General features: G+C 62.0%; 19 protein-coding genes. 7 read left to right on the forward strand and 12 right to left on the reverse strand.

What is annotated here, in order from left to right; genetic code table 11:
• Positions 1-164 precede the first annotated feature (164 nt).
• The 3 genes from AB8A23_RS15580 to AB8A23_RS15590 form a co-directional block, all read right to left on the reverse strand.
• A complete protein-coding gene (locus AB8A23_RS15580) occupies positions 165-1,124 on the reverse strand; it encodes a 2-hydroxyacid dehydrogenase (protein ID WP_439059095.1) in 960 nt (319 codons plus the stop codon).
• Between the two features lie 59 nt (positions 1,125-1,183).
• The gene (locus tag AB8A23_RS15585) at positions 1,184-2,356 is read right to left on the reverse strand and encodes an acyltransferase family protein (RefSeq protein WP_439059093.1); all 1,173 of its coding nucleotides are present in this window, start codon (positions 2,354-2,356) and stop codon (positions 1,184-1,186) included.
• Positions 2,357-2,465: 109 nt separating this feature from the next.
• The gene (locus AB8A23_RS15590) at positions 2,466-2,828 is read right to left on the reverse strand and encodes a DUF427 domain-containing protein (RefSeq protein WP_089265668.1); all 363 of its coding nucleotides are present in this window, start codon (positions 2,826-2,828) and stop codon (positions 2,466-2,468) included.
• A 181-nt stretch (positions 2,829-3,009) separates the two neighbouring features.
• On the opposite strand from AB8A23_RS15590, the gene AB8A23_RS15595 reads away from it, so the two are divergent.
• Positions 3,010-3,246: a BolA family protein gene (locus AB8A23_RS15595; protein WP_068735968.1), complete on the forward strand. Its 237-nt coding sequence runs from the start codon at positions 3,010-3,012 to the stop codon at positions 3,244-3,246.
• A gap of 166 nt (positions 3,247-3,412) precedes the next feature.
• Here AB8A23_RS15595 and egtD read toward each other — a convergent pair whose 3' ends face one another.
• On the reverse strand, positions 3,413-4,378 hold the full coding sequence (gene egtD / locus AB8A23_RS15600) for an L-histidine N(alpha)-methyltransferase (RefSeq protein WP_089265017.1): 966 nt from the start codon (positions 4,376-4,378) through the stop codon (positions 3,413-3,415).
• A gap of 43 nt (positions 4,379-4,421) precedes the next feature.
• On the reverse strand, positions 4,422-5,657 hold the full coding sequence (egtB, locus tag AB8A23_RS15605) for an ergothioneine biosynthesis protein EgtB (protein ID WP_439060518.1): 1,236 nt from the start codon (positions 5,655-5,657) through the stop codon (positions 4,422-4,424).
• A gap of 359 nt (positions 5,658-6,016) precedes the next feature.
• Here egtB and grxD point away from each other — a divergent pair, with 359 nt between their 5' ends.
• From grxD to AB8A23_RS15625, 4 genes are read left to right on the forward strand one after another with little or no spacing between them, the layout of a single operon-like run.
• Complete coding sequence (gene grxD / locus AB8A23_RS15610; protein WP_068736311.1) at positions 6,017-6,352, forward strand: Grx4 family monothiol glutaredoxin; 336 nt, start codon at positions 6,017-6,019, stop codon at positions 6,350-6,352.
• Entirely contained in the window at positions 6,352-6,894 is a 543-nt protein-coding gene (locus tag AB8A23_RS15615; protein WP_439060517.1) for an O-acetyl-ADP-ribose deacetylase, read from the forward strand. The genes grxD and AB8A23_RS15615 overlap by 1 nt, the downstream gene beginning before the upstream one ends.
• Before the next feature lie 46 nt (positions 6,895-6,940).
• On the forward strand, positions 6,941-8,239 hold the full coding sequence (locus tag AB8A23_RS15620; protein WP_439059090.1) for a serine hydrolase domain-containing protein: 1,299 nt from the start codon (positions 6,941-6,943) through the stop codon (positions 8,237-8,239).
• On the forward strand, positions 8,220-9,500 hold the full coding sequence (locus AB8A23_RS15625; protein ID WP_439059088.1) for a serine hydrolase domain-containing protein: 1,281 nt from the start codon (positions 8,220-8,222) through the stop codon (positions 9,498-9,500). Before AB8A23_RS15620 ends, AB8A23_RS15625 begins: the two co-directional genes overlap by 20 nt.
• 156 nt (positions 9,501-9,656) lie before the next feature.
• On the opposite strand, the gene AB8A23_RS15630 is transcribed toward AB8A23_RS15625, so the two are convergent.
• From AB8A23_RS15630 to purB, 7 genes are all read right to left on the reverse strand, one after another.
• A complete protein-coding gene (locus AB8A23_RS15630; RefSeq protein ID WP_439059086.1) occupies positions 9,657-10,724 on the reverse strand; it encodes a threonine aldolase family protein in 1,068 nt (355 codons plus the stop codon).
• A 103-nt stretch (positions 10,725-10,827) separates the two neighbouring features.
• Positions 10,828-11,445 carry a 30S ribosomal protein S4 gene (gene rpsD, locus AB8A23_RS15635; protein ID WP_089265666.1) on the reverse strand — a complete coding sequence of 206 codons (618 nt, stop codon included), beginning with the start codon at positions 11,443-11,445 and terminating at the stop codon, positions 10,828-10,830.
• A 284-nt stretch (positions 11,446-11,729) separates the two neighbouring features.
• On the reverse strand, positions 11,730-12,500 hold the full coding sequence (locus AB8A23_RS15640) for an HpcH/HpaI aldolase family protein (protein WP_439060516.1): 771 nt from the start codon (positions 12,498-12,500) through the stop codon (positions 11,730-11,732).
• A 17-nt stretch (positions 12,501-12,517) separates the two neighbouring features.
• On the reverse strand, positions 12,518-12,925 hold the full coding sequence (locus tag AB8A23_RS15645; RefSeq protein ID WP_439059084.1) for a cupin domain-containing protein: 408 nt from the start codon (positions 12,923-12,925) through the stop codon (positions 12,518-12,520).
• 79 nt (positions 12,926-13,004) lie between these two features.
• Positions 13,005-13,796, reverse strand: coding sequence for a glutamate racemase (murI, locus tag AB8A23_RS15650; protein ID WP_184518349.1), 792 nt, complete (start codon positions 13,794-13,796; stop codon positions 13,005-13,007).
• A gap of 321 nt (positions 13,797-14,117) precedes the next feature.
• Positions 14,118-14,672, reverse strand: a complete 555-nt coding sequence (locus tag AB8A23_RS15655) for an MOSC domain-containing protein (RefSeq protein ID WP_439059082.1) — start codon at positions 14,670-14,672, stop codon at positions 14,118-14,120.
• A gap of 82 nt (positions 14,673-14,754) precedes the next feature.
• Entirely contained in the window at positions 14,755-16,065 is a 1,311-nt protein-coding gene (purB, locus tag AB8A23_RS15660; protein WP_120292744.1) for an adenylosuccinate lyase, read from the reverse strand.
• A gap of 189 nt (positions 16,066-16,254) precedes the next feature.
• On the opposite strand from purB, the gene AB8A23_RS15665 reads away from it, so the two are divergent.
• Both AB8A23_RS15665 and AB8A23_RS15670 read left to right on the forward strand, forming a co-directional pair.
• Positions 16,255-17,142: a hypothetical protein gene (locus AB8A23_RS15665; RefSeq protein ID WP_439059081.1), complete on the forward strand. Its 888-nt coding sequence runs from the start codon at positions 16,255-16,257 to the stop codon at positions 17,140-17,142.
• 7 nt (positions 17,143-17,149) lie between these two features.
• Positions 17,150-17,659: a hypothetical protein gene (locus tag AB8A23_RS15670; protein ID WP_439059079.1), complete on the forward strand. Its 510-nt coding sequence runs from the start codon at positions 17,150-17,152 to the stop codon at positions 17,657-17,659.
• Positions 17,660-17,869 lie beyond the last annotated feature (210 nt).

The raw sequence follows: 17,869 nt of genomic DNA on the forward strand, positions 1-17,869 counted from the left end.
CTTTTCCCTCCCCCTTGCGGGGAGGGGGGCCGGCCGAAGGCCGGACGGGTGGGGGTGCCACAAGCGACGGCGTTTGCGGAGACACCCCACCCCGGCCTATCGGCCGACCCTCCCCACTGCGCTTCGCTTGGGGGAGGGAGGCCATGAGCGTTCGTGCAACCGTCTCAGTAGCTCAGCGTCCGATCGACCAAATTCATCAGCGGCGTGCCGCATTCCGCGCGTGCGATATTGTCGGCGATGTTTTCGGCGGCCGATGCAACACGCGTTGCTGCTGCGATGTGGGGCGAGATCGTGACACCCGGATGCGACCAGAACGGATGGCCTGATGGTACGGGCTCGGTGCGGAAGACATCGAGCGTCGCCTGCGCCACGCGTCCGCTGTCGAGTGCCGCGATCAGCGCATCGTCGTCGATCAGCGTGCCGCGTCCGGCATTCAGGATGAAACTTCCCTTGGGCAGAAGCGCGAGCCGTTCGGCATTCAGGAGGTCGATGGTCTCCGGCGTCTGGGGCAGAAGCCCCACGAGGATTTCCGCCGCGGCCAGCGCTTGCGGCAGCTTCTCCATCCCTGCGAGGCAGCGGACGCCGGCCACCTCGCGCGCGCGACGGCTCCAGCCGGTGACGCGAAAGCCGAGTTGCACAAGTGCTGTTGCTGCAGCCGATCCCAATTCGCCGAGACCCAGCACTGTCACCGATCGGTCCGTGGCAAGCGGCGGAACATGCTGCGACCATGTCAGAGGTTTTTCACAGACGTAGCGGTCCATCCCGAGATGCAAGCGCAGGGTATGACCGACGACCCATTCGACCATGCCCTGCCGGAGGCCGTCATCGACCATGCGGCACAGCGGCTGCGTCAGCGTCGCGTTGCCGACGATCTTCTCGACACCGGCCCAAAGGCTCAATACGGCGCGCGCATTGCTGAAAGGGGCGAAATCGGTGATGGGACCGCCGGTCGCGTGGATGATGTAGTCCACGTCCTGATGCGCAATGTCACCCAGGAGACTGGCTCGCGCGTCGATGCTCCGGCGCCGAAGCGCATCCAGAATGGGTTCGTGATAGTCCTCGAACAGCGCCGGCGTGACGTTGAAAAGAAGATTGATCGCCTTGTCGCCGTTGCGCGCGCGCATGCTGGTCTCCTGCAGATCACTGTCAATGTCGGTTGTCGGAAAAGGGCGGCGTGAACGGATTACAAAATCCGTTTCACACCCGGGATTGCGCGGAGCGCCCGCGTCGCCGCCCAGCTTGCCGCCAGCGTGCCCGCGAAGGCGATGAAAGCTTTCGATCCGGCGCCGAGCGGTGCGTTCAGCAGCGCATATTGCAGCCACAGCATCGGGATGTAGTGCAGCACGAAGATGCCATAGGCATCGCCGCGCAGCGGATCGAAGATGCTCTTCTCGCGTTGGCCGAAGCGCAGGAACAGCGCCAGCACCGCGAGGCAGATCAGCGTGCAGGCGACCGCGTAGATCACGCCGTAGCTCGACTGCCACCAGAAAGGCGGCGCGCCGGTGAGATTGGCGAGCTTCATGCGGCGAAAATTGACGAGAAAAGCGAGCGAGCCAAAGGAGGCGGCGGCGGCGATGGTCCACCACAGCCATTGCCGTGCCAGCGCGCCGGTGCGGGCCAGCAGGCCCTGGTCGATATTGGCGGCGCCAATGCCCATGCCGGCGAAGAAGAACACGCCATAGATCGCCATGCGGCTGAACTGCACCTGGAGCGGCCCCCAGCTGAACCAGCGGACAGCGCCGACCGTAAACAGGAACGGCACATAGGAGATCACGGCGATGACGGCGAGCACGGCGGCGAACAACCACGGTCGTTCGAAGGCACGGATCGACAGCCGGTTGATGCCGTCGACCAGTCGCGGTGCGAACAGGAAGACCGGGATCGCGACGAGATCGAGAAACAGCAGATACCAGATGAACCAGCCGGGGCCGGCGAACCATTGGCCCTGTTTGAAATTGTTGACGTAGAATTCGACAAAGCCGGTCTTGTGCGTCGACAGGCTGAACGACGCGTAATAGGCGATTGGCATCAGCACGAAGATCATGGCCAGGAAGGGCAGGCCGAGGCGCAGCGCGCGGTCGCGCAGGAAGTCGGCGATGCCCTTGCGCTTCAGGCTCGGCCACACGAACAGGCCCGACAGCATGAACATCAGACACATGAAGAAGGTGTCGTTGAACAGCGTCAGGATGTTGAAGCCGATCCAGCGCTGGCTGTCGACGATCGGCGCGGTCGACCACAGATAGTGGTTCGGGTAATAGCGCCCGAAGGCGGTGTAAGCGACCGCCGCGTGGTTCGCCAGCACGAGCAGCGTGACAAAGGTGCGGGCGCGATCGAGCGCAGCGTTACGGTCTGACATGTGAACGGCGAGCCCCCTCGCTTCCGCGCGCAACAGGCGTCGCCGGGCGCATCAGTGATGCGCGCCGTCATGATAAATGTCGAAAGCCGCTTCGGCAATCAGCCGAGGATCACGCGGGCACTTCCTCGATTTTCACCTTGTCTGGATAAAATGCGAGATAATCCTTGATCTCGGCCATCGCCGGAAACGGCGTCTCATAGGTCCAGATCGCGTTGTCGAGAACCTTCTCGCCGGTCTTGATGCTGTAATAATTCGCGTCGCCCTTGTACGGGCAATGCGTCACACGGTCGGTGCGCGCTACCGCGTCCATGTTGGCGTCGGCGCGGGGGATATACAGCACTGCGGGGTAGCTGGCCTCCTTGAGGCTCAGGGCATTGGTCGTGTCGGCGATCACGACGTCTCCGGCAGAAACACGGATGTGTTTGCCGGCGGGCGCAATGGTGATCGGGTGGTCCGGGCCGGGAAGCTTCATGGTTAAACCCTTGTGACGGTCATATTTCACTTCTTCAGATGTGCGATCCCTCCGGCCTTTAAAAGGGGCACGCGAGGGATTATCGTTAGAAAGCCGTGACGTCATGCGGCAGCCGCGATAGGCTCGCAATCCGAGGCGGCACCGACTGGCCGCGATTCGAACCTTTCTGGAGACCCGATTAATGCCGATGGACGCCCGCGATATCGAGACCATGATCAAGGCCGCGATTCCCGACGCGCAGGTGACGATCCGTGATCTGGCCGGTGACGGCGACCATTACGCGGCAACCGTGATTTCGGAATCCTTCCGCGGCAAATCCCGCGTCGCCCAGCACCAGATTGTCTATCAGTCGCTGAAAGGCCAGATGGGCGGTGTCCTGCACGCACTGGCGCTGCAGACGGGTGTGCCGGAGGCGTAAAGCGCAGTCCTCATGGTGAGGAGGCGCCATTTGGCGCCGTCTCGAACCATGAGTTGTGGGCACCCAAGGGTGCGGCCATCCTTCGAGACGCGCGCAAGAGCGCGCTCCTCTCGCCTAAACCCACTCGGGTTTAGGCTGGGATGAAGGCTGAGTGTGGAGCAGCCTTTTACTCCACCGCCATCAGCGCATGCACCGAGAAATGCTTGTCCGCGTCGGTCCATGACGCCTTCGGCTCCCAGCCCGAACCGCGGGCCAGCGTTGCAAAACGCTCGATGCTGTATTTGTAGCTGCTTTCGGTGTGGATGCTCTCGCCGGCACGGAATGCGAAGCTGCGACCGAGCACATGCACGGTCTGCGGCTTCCTGGCGATCAGGTGCATCTCGATGCGGTGGCGTTCCTTGTTGTATATCGCGCGGTGCGTGAAGGCCGAGAGATCGAAATCGCCGCCGAGTTCGCGGTTGATACGCACCAGCACATTCATGTTGAACTTGCCGGTGACCCCTGCCGCGTCGTTATAGGCGGCGTGCAGCAGCTTCTCGTCTTTCTCCAGATCGATGCCGATCAGCATCAAGGCGTCCTTGCCGAGAATGGCACGGGCGGAGCGCAGGAAGGCGCAGGCCTCGTGCGGCTCGAAATTACCGAGGGTCGAGCCCGGGAAGAAGCCGACCTTCGGCATCATCCGGATATCGGCGGGAAGGTCGAACGGTGCGGTGAAGTCGGCATTCACCGGCAGCACCTTCAGGCCCGGGAAATCCTTGCGCAGCTCGGCTGCCTGCGCCTGCAGGAAGTCGCCTGAGATATCGACCGGCGCATAGGCGCCGACGTCGCATTCATCCAGCAGCAGCCGAACCTTGGTGGTCGCGCCGGCGCCGAATTCGATCAAAGCGGCATTCTTCGGAATGATCGCGTTGATGTCCTTGCCACGCGAGCGGAGGATGCCGAGCTCGGTGCGGGTCGGGTAATATTCCGGCAGTTTGGTGATCTGTTCGAACAGCTCCGAGCCGGCTTCGTCATAGAAGTATTTCGGCGACAGCTTTTTCGGATGCTGCGACAGCGCTTCGGCGACATCCGCGGCAAATGCGGAGGCCGAGGCATTCAGCAGCGACAGTGCCAACGGGGCATGAACGTTCATGTCAGTCTCCTCAACGCTTTCGAAGCGCCGTGATGTCAGGAAGTCAGTTGCCGTAATCGGCCAGCCGCAGGCCCGTGAATTGCCAGCGATGATGGGGATAGAAGAAATTGCGGTAGGTGACGCGGCTGTGATCGTCCGGTGTTGCCAGCGACGAGCCGCGCAGCACCAGCTGATTGATCATGAACTTGCCGTTGTACTCGCCGAGTGCGCCTTCGATGGCGCGGTAGCCCGGATAGGCGGCGTAAGCGGAGCGCGTCCATTGCCAGACGATGCCGAAGGCGTCGTTGAGCTGACCGGCACGCGCTGCCACTTCCCATTCCATTTCGGTGGGCAGATGCTTGCCGCTCCAGCGCGCAAAGGCGTCACATTCGTAATAGCTGACGTGGCACACCGGCGCGTCGAGATCGATCGGCTTCAGCCCGGCGAGGGTCATGATCTGCCACTCGCCATTGACCTTGCGCCAGTGGCCAGGTGCCTGCCATTCCTCGCGGGCCGCGGCGGCAAAGCCATCCATCAGCCACAGCGTCGCTTCGTCGTAACCGCCGGCCTCCATGAAGGCGAGCCATTCGCGGTTGGTGACGAGATTCCTTGCGAGCTTGACGGGACCGACAAGCGCGCGATGTGCGGGCTTCTCGTTGTCGAAATGGAAGCTCTCGCTCTGATGGCCGATGGTGTGGATGCCCTCGGTCAGCGTCAGCCACGTATCGCCTGACTTGTTGGATGCAGGAAAGCGCCAGTCGGCGTCATAGGCCGGCGGGATCGGGTTCTGCGCGAAGGCATGCAGGATGTCGGTGAGCATCAGCTCCTGATGCTGCTGCTCGTGATTGAAGCCGACTTCGAGCAGCGGGATCAGCGAAGTCAGTTTCTCGTCTGAGGTCTCGTTGAAGAATTTGATGACGGCCGCATCGACGTGTTCGCGATAGGCGGTGACTTCGTCGGCGCCGGGCCGGGTGAGATGGCCGCGCTGCGTGCGGGCGTGGCGCGGGCCGGCGGAGACATAATAGGAATTGAACAGATAGGCGTAGTCGGGGTGGTAGACCTTGTAGCCGGGGGCGTGATCGCCGAGCAGGAATTGCTCCCAGAACCAGGTCACATGGGCGCGGTGCCACTTCGCCGGGCTGGCGTCGGGCATCGACTGCACCAACTGATCTTCCGGGGAAAGCGGGGCGGCGCGGCGTTCGGTTTCGTTGCGGACCATCAGGAAAGCGTCGCCCAGTCTTTGGGCCAGTGCGCCTGCGGGGGCGGATTCGGAGGCAGGGGACGCGGTGCCTGAACTCATGCCTGAACTCTTGGCGAAAGCTGGATTCGTCACGAAAGTCTCCGATTTTGGAGAGAACGTTGCTCTTGGAGATGGGTTCCCGAGCAGCCTGTCCTAAATAGGTCATCCGATGGGTTATAAAAGGCCTGTCGTCATATGATCTTTGGCCGGACCGGACTTGGCAAAAACTGCGGAAAAGTGACCGTGGCGGGCCGGCAATAAGCCCCAATGCCTGTGATTTCAGGCTCTTGATCACGTCCATAAGACTTGGGGTGCGGAACGGATTCGGCTACATATATGACAAGTCTGACCGGGCGTGCGCCCGATGGCTGGGCCGCCAACTCCAGACCTTGAATCTGGACCTTGAACAGGGACGTGACATGAGCATTGAGCAATTCATCGAGAACGAAGTGAAGACCAACGACGTGGTGCTGTTCATGAAGGGCACGCCGCAGTTTCCGCAGTGCGGTTTCTCGGGCCAGGTGGTCCAGATCCTCGATCACGTGGGTGTCGGCTACAAGGGCCTCAACGTTCTCGAATCCGCCGATCTGCGCGACGGCATCAAGACCTACTCGAACTGGCCGACCATTCCGCAGCTCTATGTGAAGGGCGAATTCGTCGGTGGCTGCGACATCATCCGTGAGATGTTCCAGGCTGGCGAGTTGCAGAGCCTGCTGGCCGAGAAGGGCGTGATTGCCGCCCCGGCCTCCGCCTGATCTCAAGTCGACAAATCGGCACGGCGACGCTCGACGTCGTCGTGGCCGACATCACGACCCTCCGCGTTGACGCCATCGTCAACGCGGCCAATGCTTCGCTTCTCGGAGGCGGCGGCGTGGACGGCGCCATCCATCGGGCGGCCGGTCCCAACTTGCTCGCTGAATGCCGCACCCTCAAGGGTTGCGAGACCGGCGACGCCAAAATCACCAAAGGTTACAAGCTACCGGCCACGCATGTGATCCATGCGGTCGGTCCCGTCTGGCATGGCGGCCGGAGCGGCGAGGATGAGGCGCTGGCGTCCTGCTACCGGCGGGCGCTGATGTTGTGTCAGGCGCATGGCCTGGCCTCCGTTGCGTTTCCGGCCATCTCCACCGGTGTCTATGGCTTTCCGGCCGCGCGTGCGGCTCCCATCGCCGTGGGCTCGGTCATCCAGATGCTGAAAGACGCACCGGTGGTCACGGCCGTCACCTTCTGCTGCTTTTCGGAGCCATCTGCGGACCTGCATCGCCTCGCGCTCGCACGCGCACTTCCCCTTGTCTGAGAACGACCCGCCGTTACACTCCTTTGATCAGGCAAAAGGAGCGGCGATGAATTTGCGGCACAGACTACGCGCGCTGCTCTGCGGAGCGCTGCTGCTCGCCGGATCGCCCGTCTTCGCCCAGGATCGCTTCGCCGCCGAAGGCACCTTCGACATTCCCGCCGGCGCCAAATTCTCGCAGGAGAAGCTGGCCAAGATCGGCGAATTCTTCCGCAAGCAGATCGCCGACGGCAAGATCCCCGGCGCCATTGTCCTGATCCAGCAGCATGGCAAACCGGTCTACAAGGAATTCTTCGGCGTTCGCGATCCCGACACGAAGCAGCCGATGACCGATGATACGATCTTCCGGCTGCATTCCATGTCGAAGCCGATCACGTCGTTTGCGGCGATGATGCTGATCGATCAGGGCAAGCTGAAACTCGACGATCCCGTCTCGCAATACATTCCGTCTTTCGCCAAGGCCAAGGTCGGCGTTGAGAAGAAGCTGGAGAATGGCGAGAAGGCGCTGGACATCGTCGCGCCCAACCGCCCGGTGACGATCCGCGATCTCCTGCTGCACACGTCCGGCATCACTTACGGTTTCTATGGCGAGAGCCTGGTCCGCCGCGCCTATGGCAATGCGGATATCTACAGCGGCGATTTCGACAACAAGGAATTCGCCGACCGCATCGCGCAACTGCCGCTCGAGCACCAGCCCGGCACCATGTGGGACTACGGCCACTCCACCGATATTCTCGGCCGCGTGATTGAAGTGGTTACCGGCAAGTCGCTGCTCGGTTATGAGGAGCAGGCCTTCCTCGGTCCGCTCGGGATGAAGGACACCGGCTTCTTCGTGAAGGAGAAGTCGAAGGAAGTGATGCTCGCCAAGCCGATGGCCTGGGACCGCGATTTCCGCACCGGACGACAGGGGCGCCCCGACACATACCAGAAATGGGAATCCGGCAGCGGCGGCATGGTCTCGACGCTGGCCGACTACACGAAGTTCGCGCAGATGCTGCTGAACGGCGGCGAATATGATGGCAAGCGCTTCATGAGCGCGGCCACGTTCAAGGACATGACCACGGATCATATCGGCAAGGACTCCGGGGTCGGCCGTGACTATCTGTATTTCCCCGGTGACGGTTTCGGCTTCGGTTATGGCTTCGCCGTGCGCACCGATGCCGGCAATGCCAAGCCGTCGCCGCCTGGATCGCTCGGCGAGCTGAAATGGGACGGCGCCAGCGGTTGCTATTTCATCATCGATCCCAAACAGGATTTTTTCTTCATCCTGCTGGAGCAGACGCCGTCGGAGCGACAGCGCATTCAAAGGTCTTTGAAGCTGTTGGTCTATGAAGCGCTGGAGAAATAGGCGCGCCGTACTCCTGCTGCTGACGCTCTGCTGCGTCGGCACCGTTATCGCGCTTTCGCCGCCGGCCCGGGCCGAAAAACCGCAATCCATTGCGCGCGAATTCTCTGCCGAAAAACTGCTGGCGCTCGATCGCTACTTTCTCGACATGGTCGCGGAGCGGAAGATTCCCGGCGCGGTGGTGCTGGTGCAACAGCACGGCAAGCCTGTCTATTTCGATACGTTCGGCAATCTCGACAGCGGGCACCCGATGACGAGGGATGCGATCTTCCGGCTATATTCGATGTCGAAGCCGATCACCTCGGTAGCCGCGATGATGCTGATCGAGGATGGCAAGCTGCGCCTCGACGATCCCGTTGCGAAATATATCCCGGCTTTCGCGAAGACGAAGGTGGGCGTTGACGTTAAAGGCGGCGACGAACACGCCACATTCGGCCTCGTGCCGCTGCAGCGGCCGATCAGCATCGCCGATTTGCTCACGCACACATCGGGCATCACTTACGGTTTCTATGGCGACGATCCCGCGCGGAAACGTTATGCGCAGCTCGATATCTTCGGCCGCGACTGGGACAATGCCTCCTGGGCCGACCGCATCGCGCAGCTTCCGCTCGCCGAGCAGCCCGGCACGCTGTGGGACTACGGCCATTCCACCGACATTCTCGGCCGCGTCATCGAAGTGGTGTCCGGCCAGTCGCTCTATCATTTTCTGGAGGAACGGCTGTTCGGTCCATTGGGGATGCGGGACACCTCGTTCTACATCACCGATGGCGAACGGCGCTCGCGCGTGGCCGAGCCGTTCCCGGGAGATCGCATGGTCGGCCCGGTTGTCGGCATGCACGATCCCGCGGAGGTCATGCAATGGGAGGCGGGGGGCTCCGGTCTGGTCGGCACGGCGGCGGATTACGCGCGCTTCCTGCAGATGCTGCTCAACGGCGGCATGCTTGACGGCAAGCGCTATCTCAAACCGGAAACAGTGGCCGAGATGACGCGCGATCACGTCGGGCCTGATAGCGGCGTGAAGCGCGATTACTATTATTTCCCGGGCGCCGGCAGCGGCTTCGGCCTCGGATTCGCCGTGCGCACCAAGGAGCTCGCGAGCGAGCCCGGCCCGATCGGTGAGTATCGCTGGGACGGTGTTGGCGGCACGTTCTTCTGGGTTGATCCGAAGAACGACATGTTCGTGCTGGTGATGGCGCAATCGCCGTCGCAGCGGGTGCGGATGGAGGTTGATGTGCGGAAGATCATCGCCGAGGCGCTGGAGTAAGCGGCAGGGTAGGTCATCGTGGTGCCTGTTCCACATACTCAGTCCTCATCCTGAGGAGCGCGCTCTTGCGCGCGTCTCGAAGGATGGGCCAAACATCTCATGGTTCGCGACGGCGCCAAGCGGCGCCTCCTCACCATGAGGGCCGTCGGGATAAGGCTAAACCGCTCGCACCACGTCCCTGATCAATCCCAGCGTCTCCTCGATCATGTCTGCCGTCACATCCAGATGCGTGCAGGCGCGGATGCGGCCGTCCATGGTGGCGAGCAGTACGCCTTTCGTGCGCAAGGCTTTCACCATAGCAGCACCGCTAATGCCTGCGCCCGCGGGATCGAAGAAGACGAGATTGGTCTCCGGCTGCTGAACGGCGATCTCGTCGATCTGGGCCAGTCCGCGCGCGAGCGCGTGCGCATTCGCGTGATCGTCGGCGAGGCGCTCGACGTGATGGTCCAGCGCGTGGATGCAGGCGGCGGCAACGATACCGGCCTGGCGCATCGAGCCGCCCAATCCCTGCTTCCAGCGCCACACTGCATCAATGTAGTCGCGCGTGCCGGCGAGCACGGCTCCGATCGGCGCGCCGAGCCCCTTACTGAAATCGATCCACACCGAGTCCCAGCCATCGGACATCCTGCTCGCACCGATACCGGTGGCGACGCAGGCATTCATCAGTCGCGCGCCATCCATATGCGTGGCAAGGCCGCGGTCACGCGCGATGGTGACGATCGCTTCGAGATCGGATTTCGACCAGATGGTGCCGCCGCCGATATTGGCAGTCTGTTCGACGCTGACCACGGTCTGCGCTGCCTCGTAGCGCGTGCGCGGATGCAATGCGGCGCGCAGTGCGTCGGGTGTGAATTTGCCGTCGGCGCCGTCGAGCCCGGTAATCTGGAAGCCGCCAAGAGCGGCATGGGTGCCGCCCTCGCGCGAGAGGATATGCGCGGTGCGATGCGCGAGGATCTCGTCGCCGGGCCGGCAATGCGCCAGCAGGCCGGCGACATTGCACATGGTACCCGATGGCATGAACACGGCGGCTTCCTTGCCGAGCAGTTCGGCGACGCGGTCGCAGAGCGCGTTGACGGTGGGATCGTCGCCGACCTGTTCATCGCCGACATCTGCCGCAGCCATCGCCGCGCGCATCGCGGGCGTGGGCTTCGTCTGTGTGTCCGACAGCAGATTGATGCGAACCGCCGGCTGTGATGGATCGGGACGAGCAGGGGTGAAGGGCATTGGGAATTCCACGTTGTTACGCGCGACAGCTTAACCCGTCAGTTGGGTAACAAAAAAGGCCCCGGAAAATCCGGGGCCTTGATCTCGTCTGCGCTGTCAGAAATTAGCGCGAATAGAATTCGACGATCAGATGCGGTTCCATCTGCACGGCGAAGGGAACGTCCGACAGCTGCGGAATGCGGATGAACTTGGCGGTCATCTTGCTGTGGTCGGTTTCGACGTAATCCGGGGTGTCGCGTTCGCCGAGCTGGCTGGCTTCCAGAACGAAAGCGAGCTGCTTGGAGGATTCCTTGATCTCGATGACGTCGCCGACCTTCACGAGATAGCTCGCGATGTTGACGCGCTTGCCGTTCACCTTGATGTGGCCGTGGTTGATGAACTGACGGGCCGCAAACATGGTGGCGACGAACTTGGCGCGATACACGACGGTGTCGAGGCGGCGCTCGAGCAGGCCGATCAAGTTTTCACCGGTGTCGCCCTTCAGGCGGCCGGCTTCCACATAGATGGAGTGGAACTGGCGCTCGGAGATGTTGGCGTAATAGCCCTTCAGCTTCTGCTTGGCGCGCAGCTGCGTGCCGAAGTCGGAGAGCTTGCCCTTGCGGCGCTGGCCGTGCTGGCCGGGGCCGTATTCACGCTTGTTGACCGGAGACTTGGGACGACCCCAAATGTTCTGGCCCATACGGCGATCGATTTTGTATTTAGCTTCACTACGCTTTGTCATCGCGTCCTCGATGTTCAATGGTCAATGTGAGGAGACGCGCCCTCCTGTGTACCGTGATCAGTCCAGAGTCTGGAAAATCTCGGCACCGACAGGTTCATTCCCAAAGCTGGGTGGAGAACCACGGGTGCGAAACGCTTCGCGGGCCGAAAACGGCCCGCGAGCAAGGCGGTTTCTAGGGTGAAGGCCCGGTTATGTCAATTGAAAGACAGGCTTTTTGCCGTTTGGCGGGCCTATAGCGCCAATCCGGCCGGTTTCGACGCAAAATCGGCCTCGAAAGGGCAGTTTTACCGCCTGATGCCCTCGAATCCGGCGGCGATTCCGCGTTGGAACAATGACCAGTCGAATCCCAGCGCCAGCGCCACATAGCCCCGCTGGATCATGGCGTTGCCCATCTCGGCGTTCAGCGCCGCGCCGCCCAGCGGTACGCCTGACCTGAGGATTCCCGCTTCGGCCCTGGCGACCAGCGCCTGCACCTCGGGATCGCCTGGCTGGCCGCGTTTGCCGATGGATGTCGCGAGGTCGCCGACGCCGATTACCGCGATGTCGATGCCCGGCGTGGCCATGATCTCGCCGATCCGGTTCACCGCATCGATATGCTCGATCGTGATCATGCAGATCATGCTGTCGTCGGCGCGGGCCATGTAGTCGGGCATGCCGGTGTTCCAGCGGAACGGCGCATGGAACGGTCCCCACAGCCGCTCGCCCTGGGTCGGATAGCGCAGGCTGCGCGCGGCCTTGTAGGCATCGTCGGCGCTGTTGATCATCGGGAAGTTGATGCCCATCGCGCCGAAATCCATCGGTGCTTTCGCCAGCCATGGCTCGTTGGCGGCGATCCGCACCAATGGCGTGCAGGGCGTGCCCGCGGTGGCCATGATCATGCCATGGGCGGTGTTGAGATCGATCGGGCCGTGTTCGAGGTCGACGATGATCCAGTCGAGCGATTGCGCCATGATGCGCACGGTCTGGATCGACGGGATGGTCGCGATGGCTCCGAAAGTGGGGCGGCCCTCGCGCCATTTCTGCTTGAGATCGTGAAATGGCGCGGGGGTCGTCATCGTCACATGGGATCCTGTTATTTCGGCGCGGGCGTCGCCACTGGCTTGCCGTCTTCCACGACATAGACTGCCATGATCTTCAGGCCCTTGTCGCCGGTCTTCACGTCATGCGGAATCCCGGCCGGGACGGCATAGGAATCGCCGGCCTTGAGCATCTGGTCCGGCTGGCCCTCGACGATCAGCGTCGCGTCGCCATCGAGGACGTAACCGGTATCGACACCTGGATGGGTATGGCGGCCGGCGAGCTGGTTAGGGCCGAGCTCAGCCACGACCGTCACGATGCGATGGCCGGCGGGATATTTGACGTCCTGCAGCGGCGTGCGCTTGATGCCTTGTGCACTGGCAGCACCGGCGCAGGCCGTGATCGCCGCGCCAACAAGCAGTGTCTTGAGAAGGCCATTCTTCAGAAAATTCGTATCGAGCATGCTGGTCTCCCTTTGCCGTTCTCTTTTCGGAACGGCGCGCCGCAAAGCTAGCAGCGTGCAAGGGAAAGTCGAGCGCTCGCTATGCCGCGACCTGTCCGCCGAAGAACGGCGCCAGTGCTTCCGGCCAGGCGTGGCGCTTGCCGGAGGTGTAGAGCAGCACGGCATCGCCGGGTGGCACGCCGGGTTGATGATCGCCGATCAGGCCGACCACGCGGCGTGCGATTGCCGGGGCCGGATCGATCCATGCCACCGGCCAGGGCGCGATGCGATTGAGGTGGTCGAGCAACAGCGGGTAATGCGTACAGGCGAGCACGATTGTGTCGGTGCGGGCACCGGCGGCGTCCTGCACGAAGCAGGGCGCGATCTCGCGAAACAGATCGGCGTCGTCGATGCCTTGGCCGCCGAGTGCGCCTTCCGCCAGTGCGGCGAGTTCGGCGGAGCCGACCAGCGTGACGATGCAGCCGCCGCCGAATTCGCGGATCAGCGTCTGGGTATATTCGCGCTTCACGGTGCCTGACGTGCCGAGCACGGAGACGCGCTTGCTGACCGAGCGCGCGCAGGCCGGCTTGATCGCCGGCACGGTGCCGACAAAGGGCACGGCATAGGCGGCGCGCAGATGGCTGAGCACCAGTGTCGAGGCGGTGTTGCAGGCGATGACGACGAGGTCCGGCCGGTGCGCGTCGATCAGTTCGCCCATCAGGGGCACCACGCGGCCGATCAGAGCCTCCTCGGTGTGCTGGCCGTAGGGAAAGAACGCGTCATCCGCCACATAGACATAGCGCGCATCCGGCCGCGCCTTGGCGATCTCGCGCTGGACGGTGAGGCCGCCGAGACCGGAGTCGAACACAAGGATGGTGGGACGCGTGGGCATCATGAGAGCCTAGGGGAGGATGGTTACTGCGGAGTTGCTGCGGGTCTGGCAATCAAGACAGGGGCATTCGGGCTTTTTCGGGAAGGGCGGCGGCTCTTAACCTCTCCCCGCTCTGCGCGGGGAGAGGTCGCCCGGCTTAGCGCAGCGAAGCCGGGCGGGTGAGGGGCATGGCACGCGCTCACCGCTTGTTGCGCTCTTTCGGATCGGAATCTTCGATCCGAAAACGAGACGCATAGGACAGGCCAATGCCATGCCCCTCACCCCACCCCTCTCCCCGCGCAAGATGCGGGGAGAGGGAGCGCTCTCACGCATCTCGACTTGTTACACCGGCGCTAGCGGCTGCCGCGCTCCGGCCGGTAGCTCAACCTTGATCGCGTCGCCCGCCGCCACTTCGCCGTCGGCAACGACCACCGCCATCACGCCGGCCTTGCAGATGACATTGCCATCAGCATCGCGATCCTCCGTCGCTGCCTTCAATCCCTGCTGAAAGCTATCCATCAGCACACACGGCTCGCGCAGCCCCGTAAGTTCGATCACGGCGGACTCGCCGAGATGCAGCCGCGTGCCGGTCGGCAGCGCTGCGAGGTCGATCCCCGATGTAGTGACATTCTCGCCGAGATCGCCGGGCTGAATCGTGAAACCCTCAGCGCGCAATTCGTCGAACAGCTCGGACGGGATCAGATGCACCTGGCGCAAATTGGGTTTTGTCGGATCGCGGCGGCGATCGTAGCGATGCTGCACCAATGCGCCCATATGGCCGTCGCCTTCGACGCCGAGACCCGCGAGCAGGCGAATGCTCAGGCTTGGCGTCTTGCTGAAGTGATGACCGTGCCGCAGACATACGGCGACGATGTAGCCAGTGGACTCCGTCCTCATGGTGAGGAGGCGCCGCTTCGGCGCCGTCTCGAACCATGGCGTGTGGCGCTCATCCTTCGAGACGCGACGAAGACGTCGCTCCTCAGGATGAGGTACCGAACACGCGCGTGAAGATCGTGTCCACATGCTTGAGGTGATAGCCGAGGTCGAATTTCTCGGAGATCTCGTCGTCGGTGAGATACTTCTTCACCTCGGGATCGTTCTTCAGCAGTGTCTGGAAGTCGCCTTCGCCTCGCCACACCGGCATGGCGTTGCGCTGCACGAGCTTGTAGCTGTCTTCGCGCGATGCGCCCTTCTGCGTCAGTGCGATCAGCACGCGCTGCGAATGCACGAGGCCGCCGAGGCGGTCGAGATTCTTCTGCATGTTGGCGGGATAGACCAGCAGCTTCTCGATCACGCCGGCCATGCGGTTGAGCGCGAAGTCGAGCGTCACGGTGGCGTCCGGGCCGAACATGCGCTCGGCCGAGGAGTGCGAGATATCGCGCTCGTGCCACAGCACCACGTTTTCCAGCGCGGGGGTCACATAGGCGCGCACCATGCGGGCAAGGCCGGTGATGTTTTCGGTCAGCACCGGGTTGCGCTTGTGCGGCATCGCCGACGAGCCCTTCTGGCCCTCGGAGAAGAACTCCTCGGCTTCCAGCACTTCGGTGCGCTGCATGTGGCGGATTTCCACCGCAAGGCGTTCCATCGACGAGGCGATGACGCCGAGCGTGGCGAAGAACATCGCGTGGCGGTCGCGCGGGATCACCTGGGTCGAGATCGGCTCCGGCACGAGGCCCATTGCTTTCGCGACATGTTCTTCGACGCGCGGATCGATCTGCGCGAAGGTGCCGACAGCGCCGGAGATGGCGCAGGTCGCGACTTCCTTGCGCGCGGCGACGAGGCGCTCGCGGTTGCGGGTGAATTCGGCATAGGCATAAGCGAGCTTGAGACCGAAAGTGACCGGCTCGGCATGGATGCCATGGGATCGGCCAATGGTCGGCGTCATCTTGTGCTCGAAGGCGCGGGTCTTCAGCGCCGCGAGCAGGCGGTCGATATCGGCGATCAGGATGTCTGCGCAGCGCGTGAGCTGGACGTTCAGGCAGGTATCGAGCACGTCGGACGAGGTCATGCCCTGATGCACGAAGCGCGCTTCCGGGCCGACGATCTCGGCCAGATGGGTCAGGAAGGCGATCACGTCATGCTTGGTCTCGCGCTCGATCTCGTCGATGCGCTCCACATTGAAGGTGGCATCCTTGGCCTTGGCCCAGATCGTCTTCGCCGCGTCCTTCGGAATGGTGCCCAGTTCCGCCAGCGCATCGGCGGCATGCGCCTCGATCTCGAACCAGATCTTGAAGCGGGTCTGCGGCTCCCAAATGGAGGCCATTTCCGGACGGGTATAGCGAGGGATCATTGCGCACTCTGACGTTTGGGGGATTACGCCGCGCTTTAGCAGATCGGGGCGGGGGAGGCCACCTCGGAGAAGGGGGCTTGGCGCGAAACCGCCGACGATACCGCAAACATCCGGCATGGCACCCGGGCGGCGCAGTGTGGCTGGACGCTAGGTTTATGATCTTGTATGATTATAGTCATAGGAAAGAAGGTGGAGGTTGCAATGGGAATAATGCAGGAACTGGACGAGATCGATGGAACCCTAGCCCGCCTGAGGTACGAATTGTGCGGGCTCAAATTGGAATTGAAGTTTCGAAGGTTGATCAATCGGAAAGCTGGATTCGACCCCGGTCAGCCGCGGGACGCCCTTGGCATGTGGACCGATGGTAGTGGAGGTGCGTCAGTCGACGAGACGGGCGAAAATCAGGTATCTGCAACATTCGCAGATCTGGCAAGCGTTCCGCGGTTCGAGGAATTGCTCGGCGGAAATGGCAGTAATACGACTGAAGACTTCCTTCAAAATATAGCGGCCACGATTACGCAGGATACCGCACGAACGGGAATCCCGACTATCGACGAAACAACCGAGAAGCTATCGGCCGATTTAATCCGAGTTATGGATGGACTAGAATTTATCCCCGATCAAACGCCGCAAGCATACGGGATTGCGGTGCATGTCGCGTTTGCCACAAGGGTCAGGGCCGCCGACTATCCCGGGATTGGCGAGGACGGAGTTGAACAAAGCTTCCTTTTCAAGGAGGTCGTCGAATATGGCATTGCCGGCAGTATACGAACCGACGTAGCTTTGAGGGATGTAGGCGGTGACGTGATCGCGATCTACGACTTAAAGACCGGAGGCGCGGTACTGAGCGCATCAAGGGCCGATGAACTGAGAGCGCATACAGGGGCGTTGCCAAATACACCGGTTATTGAATTGAACTTTTTTCGTGGATCACGGCTAAAGCATGAGCAGATCGCGGAAAATTTTCGAGCTGATCCAGCCCCGCGCGACGGGGACGGTTGTGTGCGGGAATTATCTGATTATCAAGCCGAGCGTCTACGTCGCTCGCGGCTTTTTTCTCGACACCACGCCGCATAAGAATCAGATGAAGCTCTTCCGGGTGGTTATGCCATTGTATCGCCCGGGAGAATATTTCTCGCTCAATTATAGTAATACGATTTCTGGCGAACACGCCGGGTTATTTCTTGTCGACAGAAAAGCCTACGCTGAGTCTGCGTCAATCGTGCTCGATAAAATCAACCCGCATATCGAACCCCTAAGGAATCTTCACGGCCCCCGAGAGTTTCTTGGCTACATCTCCTGGATGGCGAGCAACCGCATGATGCCCGTTCGTCTCGATTTCGGGTTGACGCATTATTTGCTCGGCAACTTGCAGCAAGCGACCGACATCTTTCGCGGCATGGAACGGGATCTCGCCGACTACAAGCCGCAAAGACAGGACAGGTATCGGTCGGTGATTACGCAGGTTTTGGATCTGCTGGAAAACGACCCCGCAGCATTGCAACCACTGCTCGACAACTGGCGCGATGAGCAAATCGAGAAACTTGGACTGTCAGCAAGCGTAGTGCCGCCGCGGCTCCGACTGGTGCCTTGATCGGTCTGCGGCATTCTTTGCGCGATCCGCAGCGTCGGGAACCATCCTGGTCGTTCTGTCCGGGACCGAGTCATTCCGGAAAGTTGTTTCTCTCAGTCAGAATACAAGTGCCGACCTTTCATCCGTCATTCCGGGGCGCTCTTGCGCGGGCCCGGAATCCATAGACACGATGTCAGTTGCTGAGTGGGGCGTCTGGCCGTCGGCGCGATC

The sequence above is a fragment of the Tardiphaga sp. 619_E2_N8_4 genome (assembly GCF_051810905.1).
Classification (GTDB): domain Bacteria; phylum Pseudomonadota; class Alphaproteobacteria; order Rhizobiales; family Xanthobacteraceae; genus Tardiphaga; species Tardiphaga robiniae.

Bases quoted from the DNA above. Each gene is read 5' to 3' on its own strand.
- AB8A23_RS15630 (WP_439059086.1), bottom strand. From the start codon at position 10,724: ATGCCCTTCACCCCTGCTCGTCCCGATCCATCACAGCCGGCGGTTCGC.
- grxD (WP_068736311.1), top strand. From the start codon at position 6,017: ATGAGCATTGAGCAATTCATCGAGAACGAAGTGAAGACCAACGACGTG.
- AB8A23_RS15620 (WP_439059090.1), top strand. From the start codon at position 6,941: ATGAATTTGCGGCACAGACTACGCGCGCTGCTCTGCGGAGCGCTGCTG.
- murI (WP_184518349.1), bottom strand. From the start codon at position 13,796: ATGCCCACGCGTCCCACCATCCTTGTGTTCGACTCCGGTCTCGGCGGC.
- AB8A23_RS15640 (WP_439060516.1), bottom strand. From the start codon at position 12,500: ATGACGACCCCCGCGCCATTTCACGATCTCAAGCAGAAATGGCGCGAG.
- purB (WP_120292744.1), bottom strand. From the start codon at position 16,065: ATGATCCCTCGCTATACCCGTCCGGAAATGGCCTCCATTTGGGAGCCG.
- rpsD (WP_089265666.1), bottom strand. From the start codon at position 11,445: ATGACAAAGCGTAGTGAAGCTAAATACAAAATCGATCGCCGTATGGGC.
- AB8A23_RS15585 (WP_439059093.1), bottom strand. From the start codon at position 2,356: ATGTCAGACCGTAACGCTGCGCTCGATCGCGCCCGCACCTTTGTCACG.
- AB8A23_RS15595 (WP_068735968.1), top strand. From the start codon at position 3,010: ATGCCGATGGACGCCCGCGATATCGAGACCATGATCAAGGCCGCGATT.
- AB8A23_RS15625 (WP_439059088.1), top strand. From the start codon at position 8,220: ATGAAGCGCTGGAGAAATAGGCGCGCCGTACTCCTGCTGCTGACGCTC.
- AB8A23_RS15580 (WP_439059095.1), bottom strand. From the start codon at position 1,124: ATGCGCGCGCGCAACGGCGACAAGGCGATCAATCTTCTTTTCAACGTC.
- AB8A23_RS15645 (WP_439059084.1), bottom strand. From the start codon at position 12,925: ATGCTCGATACGAATTTTCTGAAGAATGGCCTTCTCAAGACACTGCTT.
- egtD (WP_089265017.1), bottom strand. From the start codon at position 4,378: ATGAACGTTCATGCCCCGTTGGCACTGTCGCTGCTGAATGCCTCGGCC.
- AB8A23_RS15655 (WP_439059082.1), bottom strand. From the start codon at position 14,672: ATGAGGACGGAGTCCACTGGCTACATCGTCGCCGTATGTCTGCGGCAC.
- egtB (WP_439060518.1), bottom strand. From the start codon at position 5,657: ATGAGTTCAGGCACCGCGTCCCCTGCCTCCGAATCCGCCCCCGCAGGC.
- AB8A23_RS15670 (WP_439059079.1), top strand. From the start codon at position 17,150: ATGAAGCTCTTCCGGGTGGTTATGCCATTGTATCGCCCGGGAGAATAT.
- AB8A23_RS15590 (WP_089265668.1), bottom strand. From the start codon at position 2,828: ATGAAGCTTCCCGGCCCGGACCACCCGATCACCATTGCGCCCGCCGGC.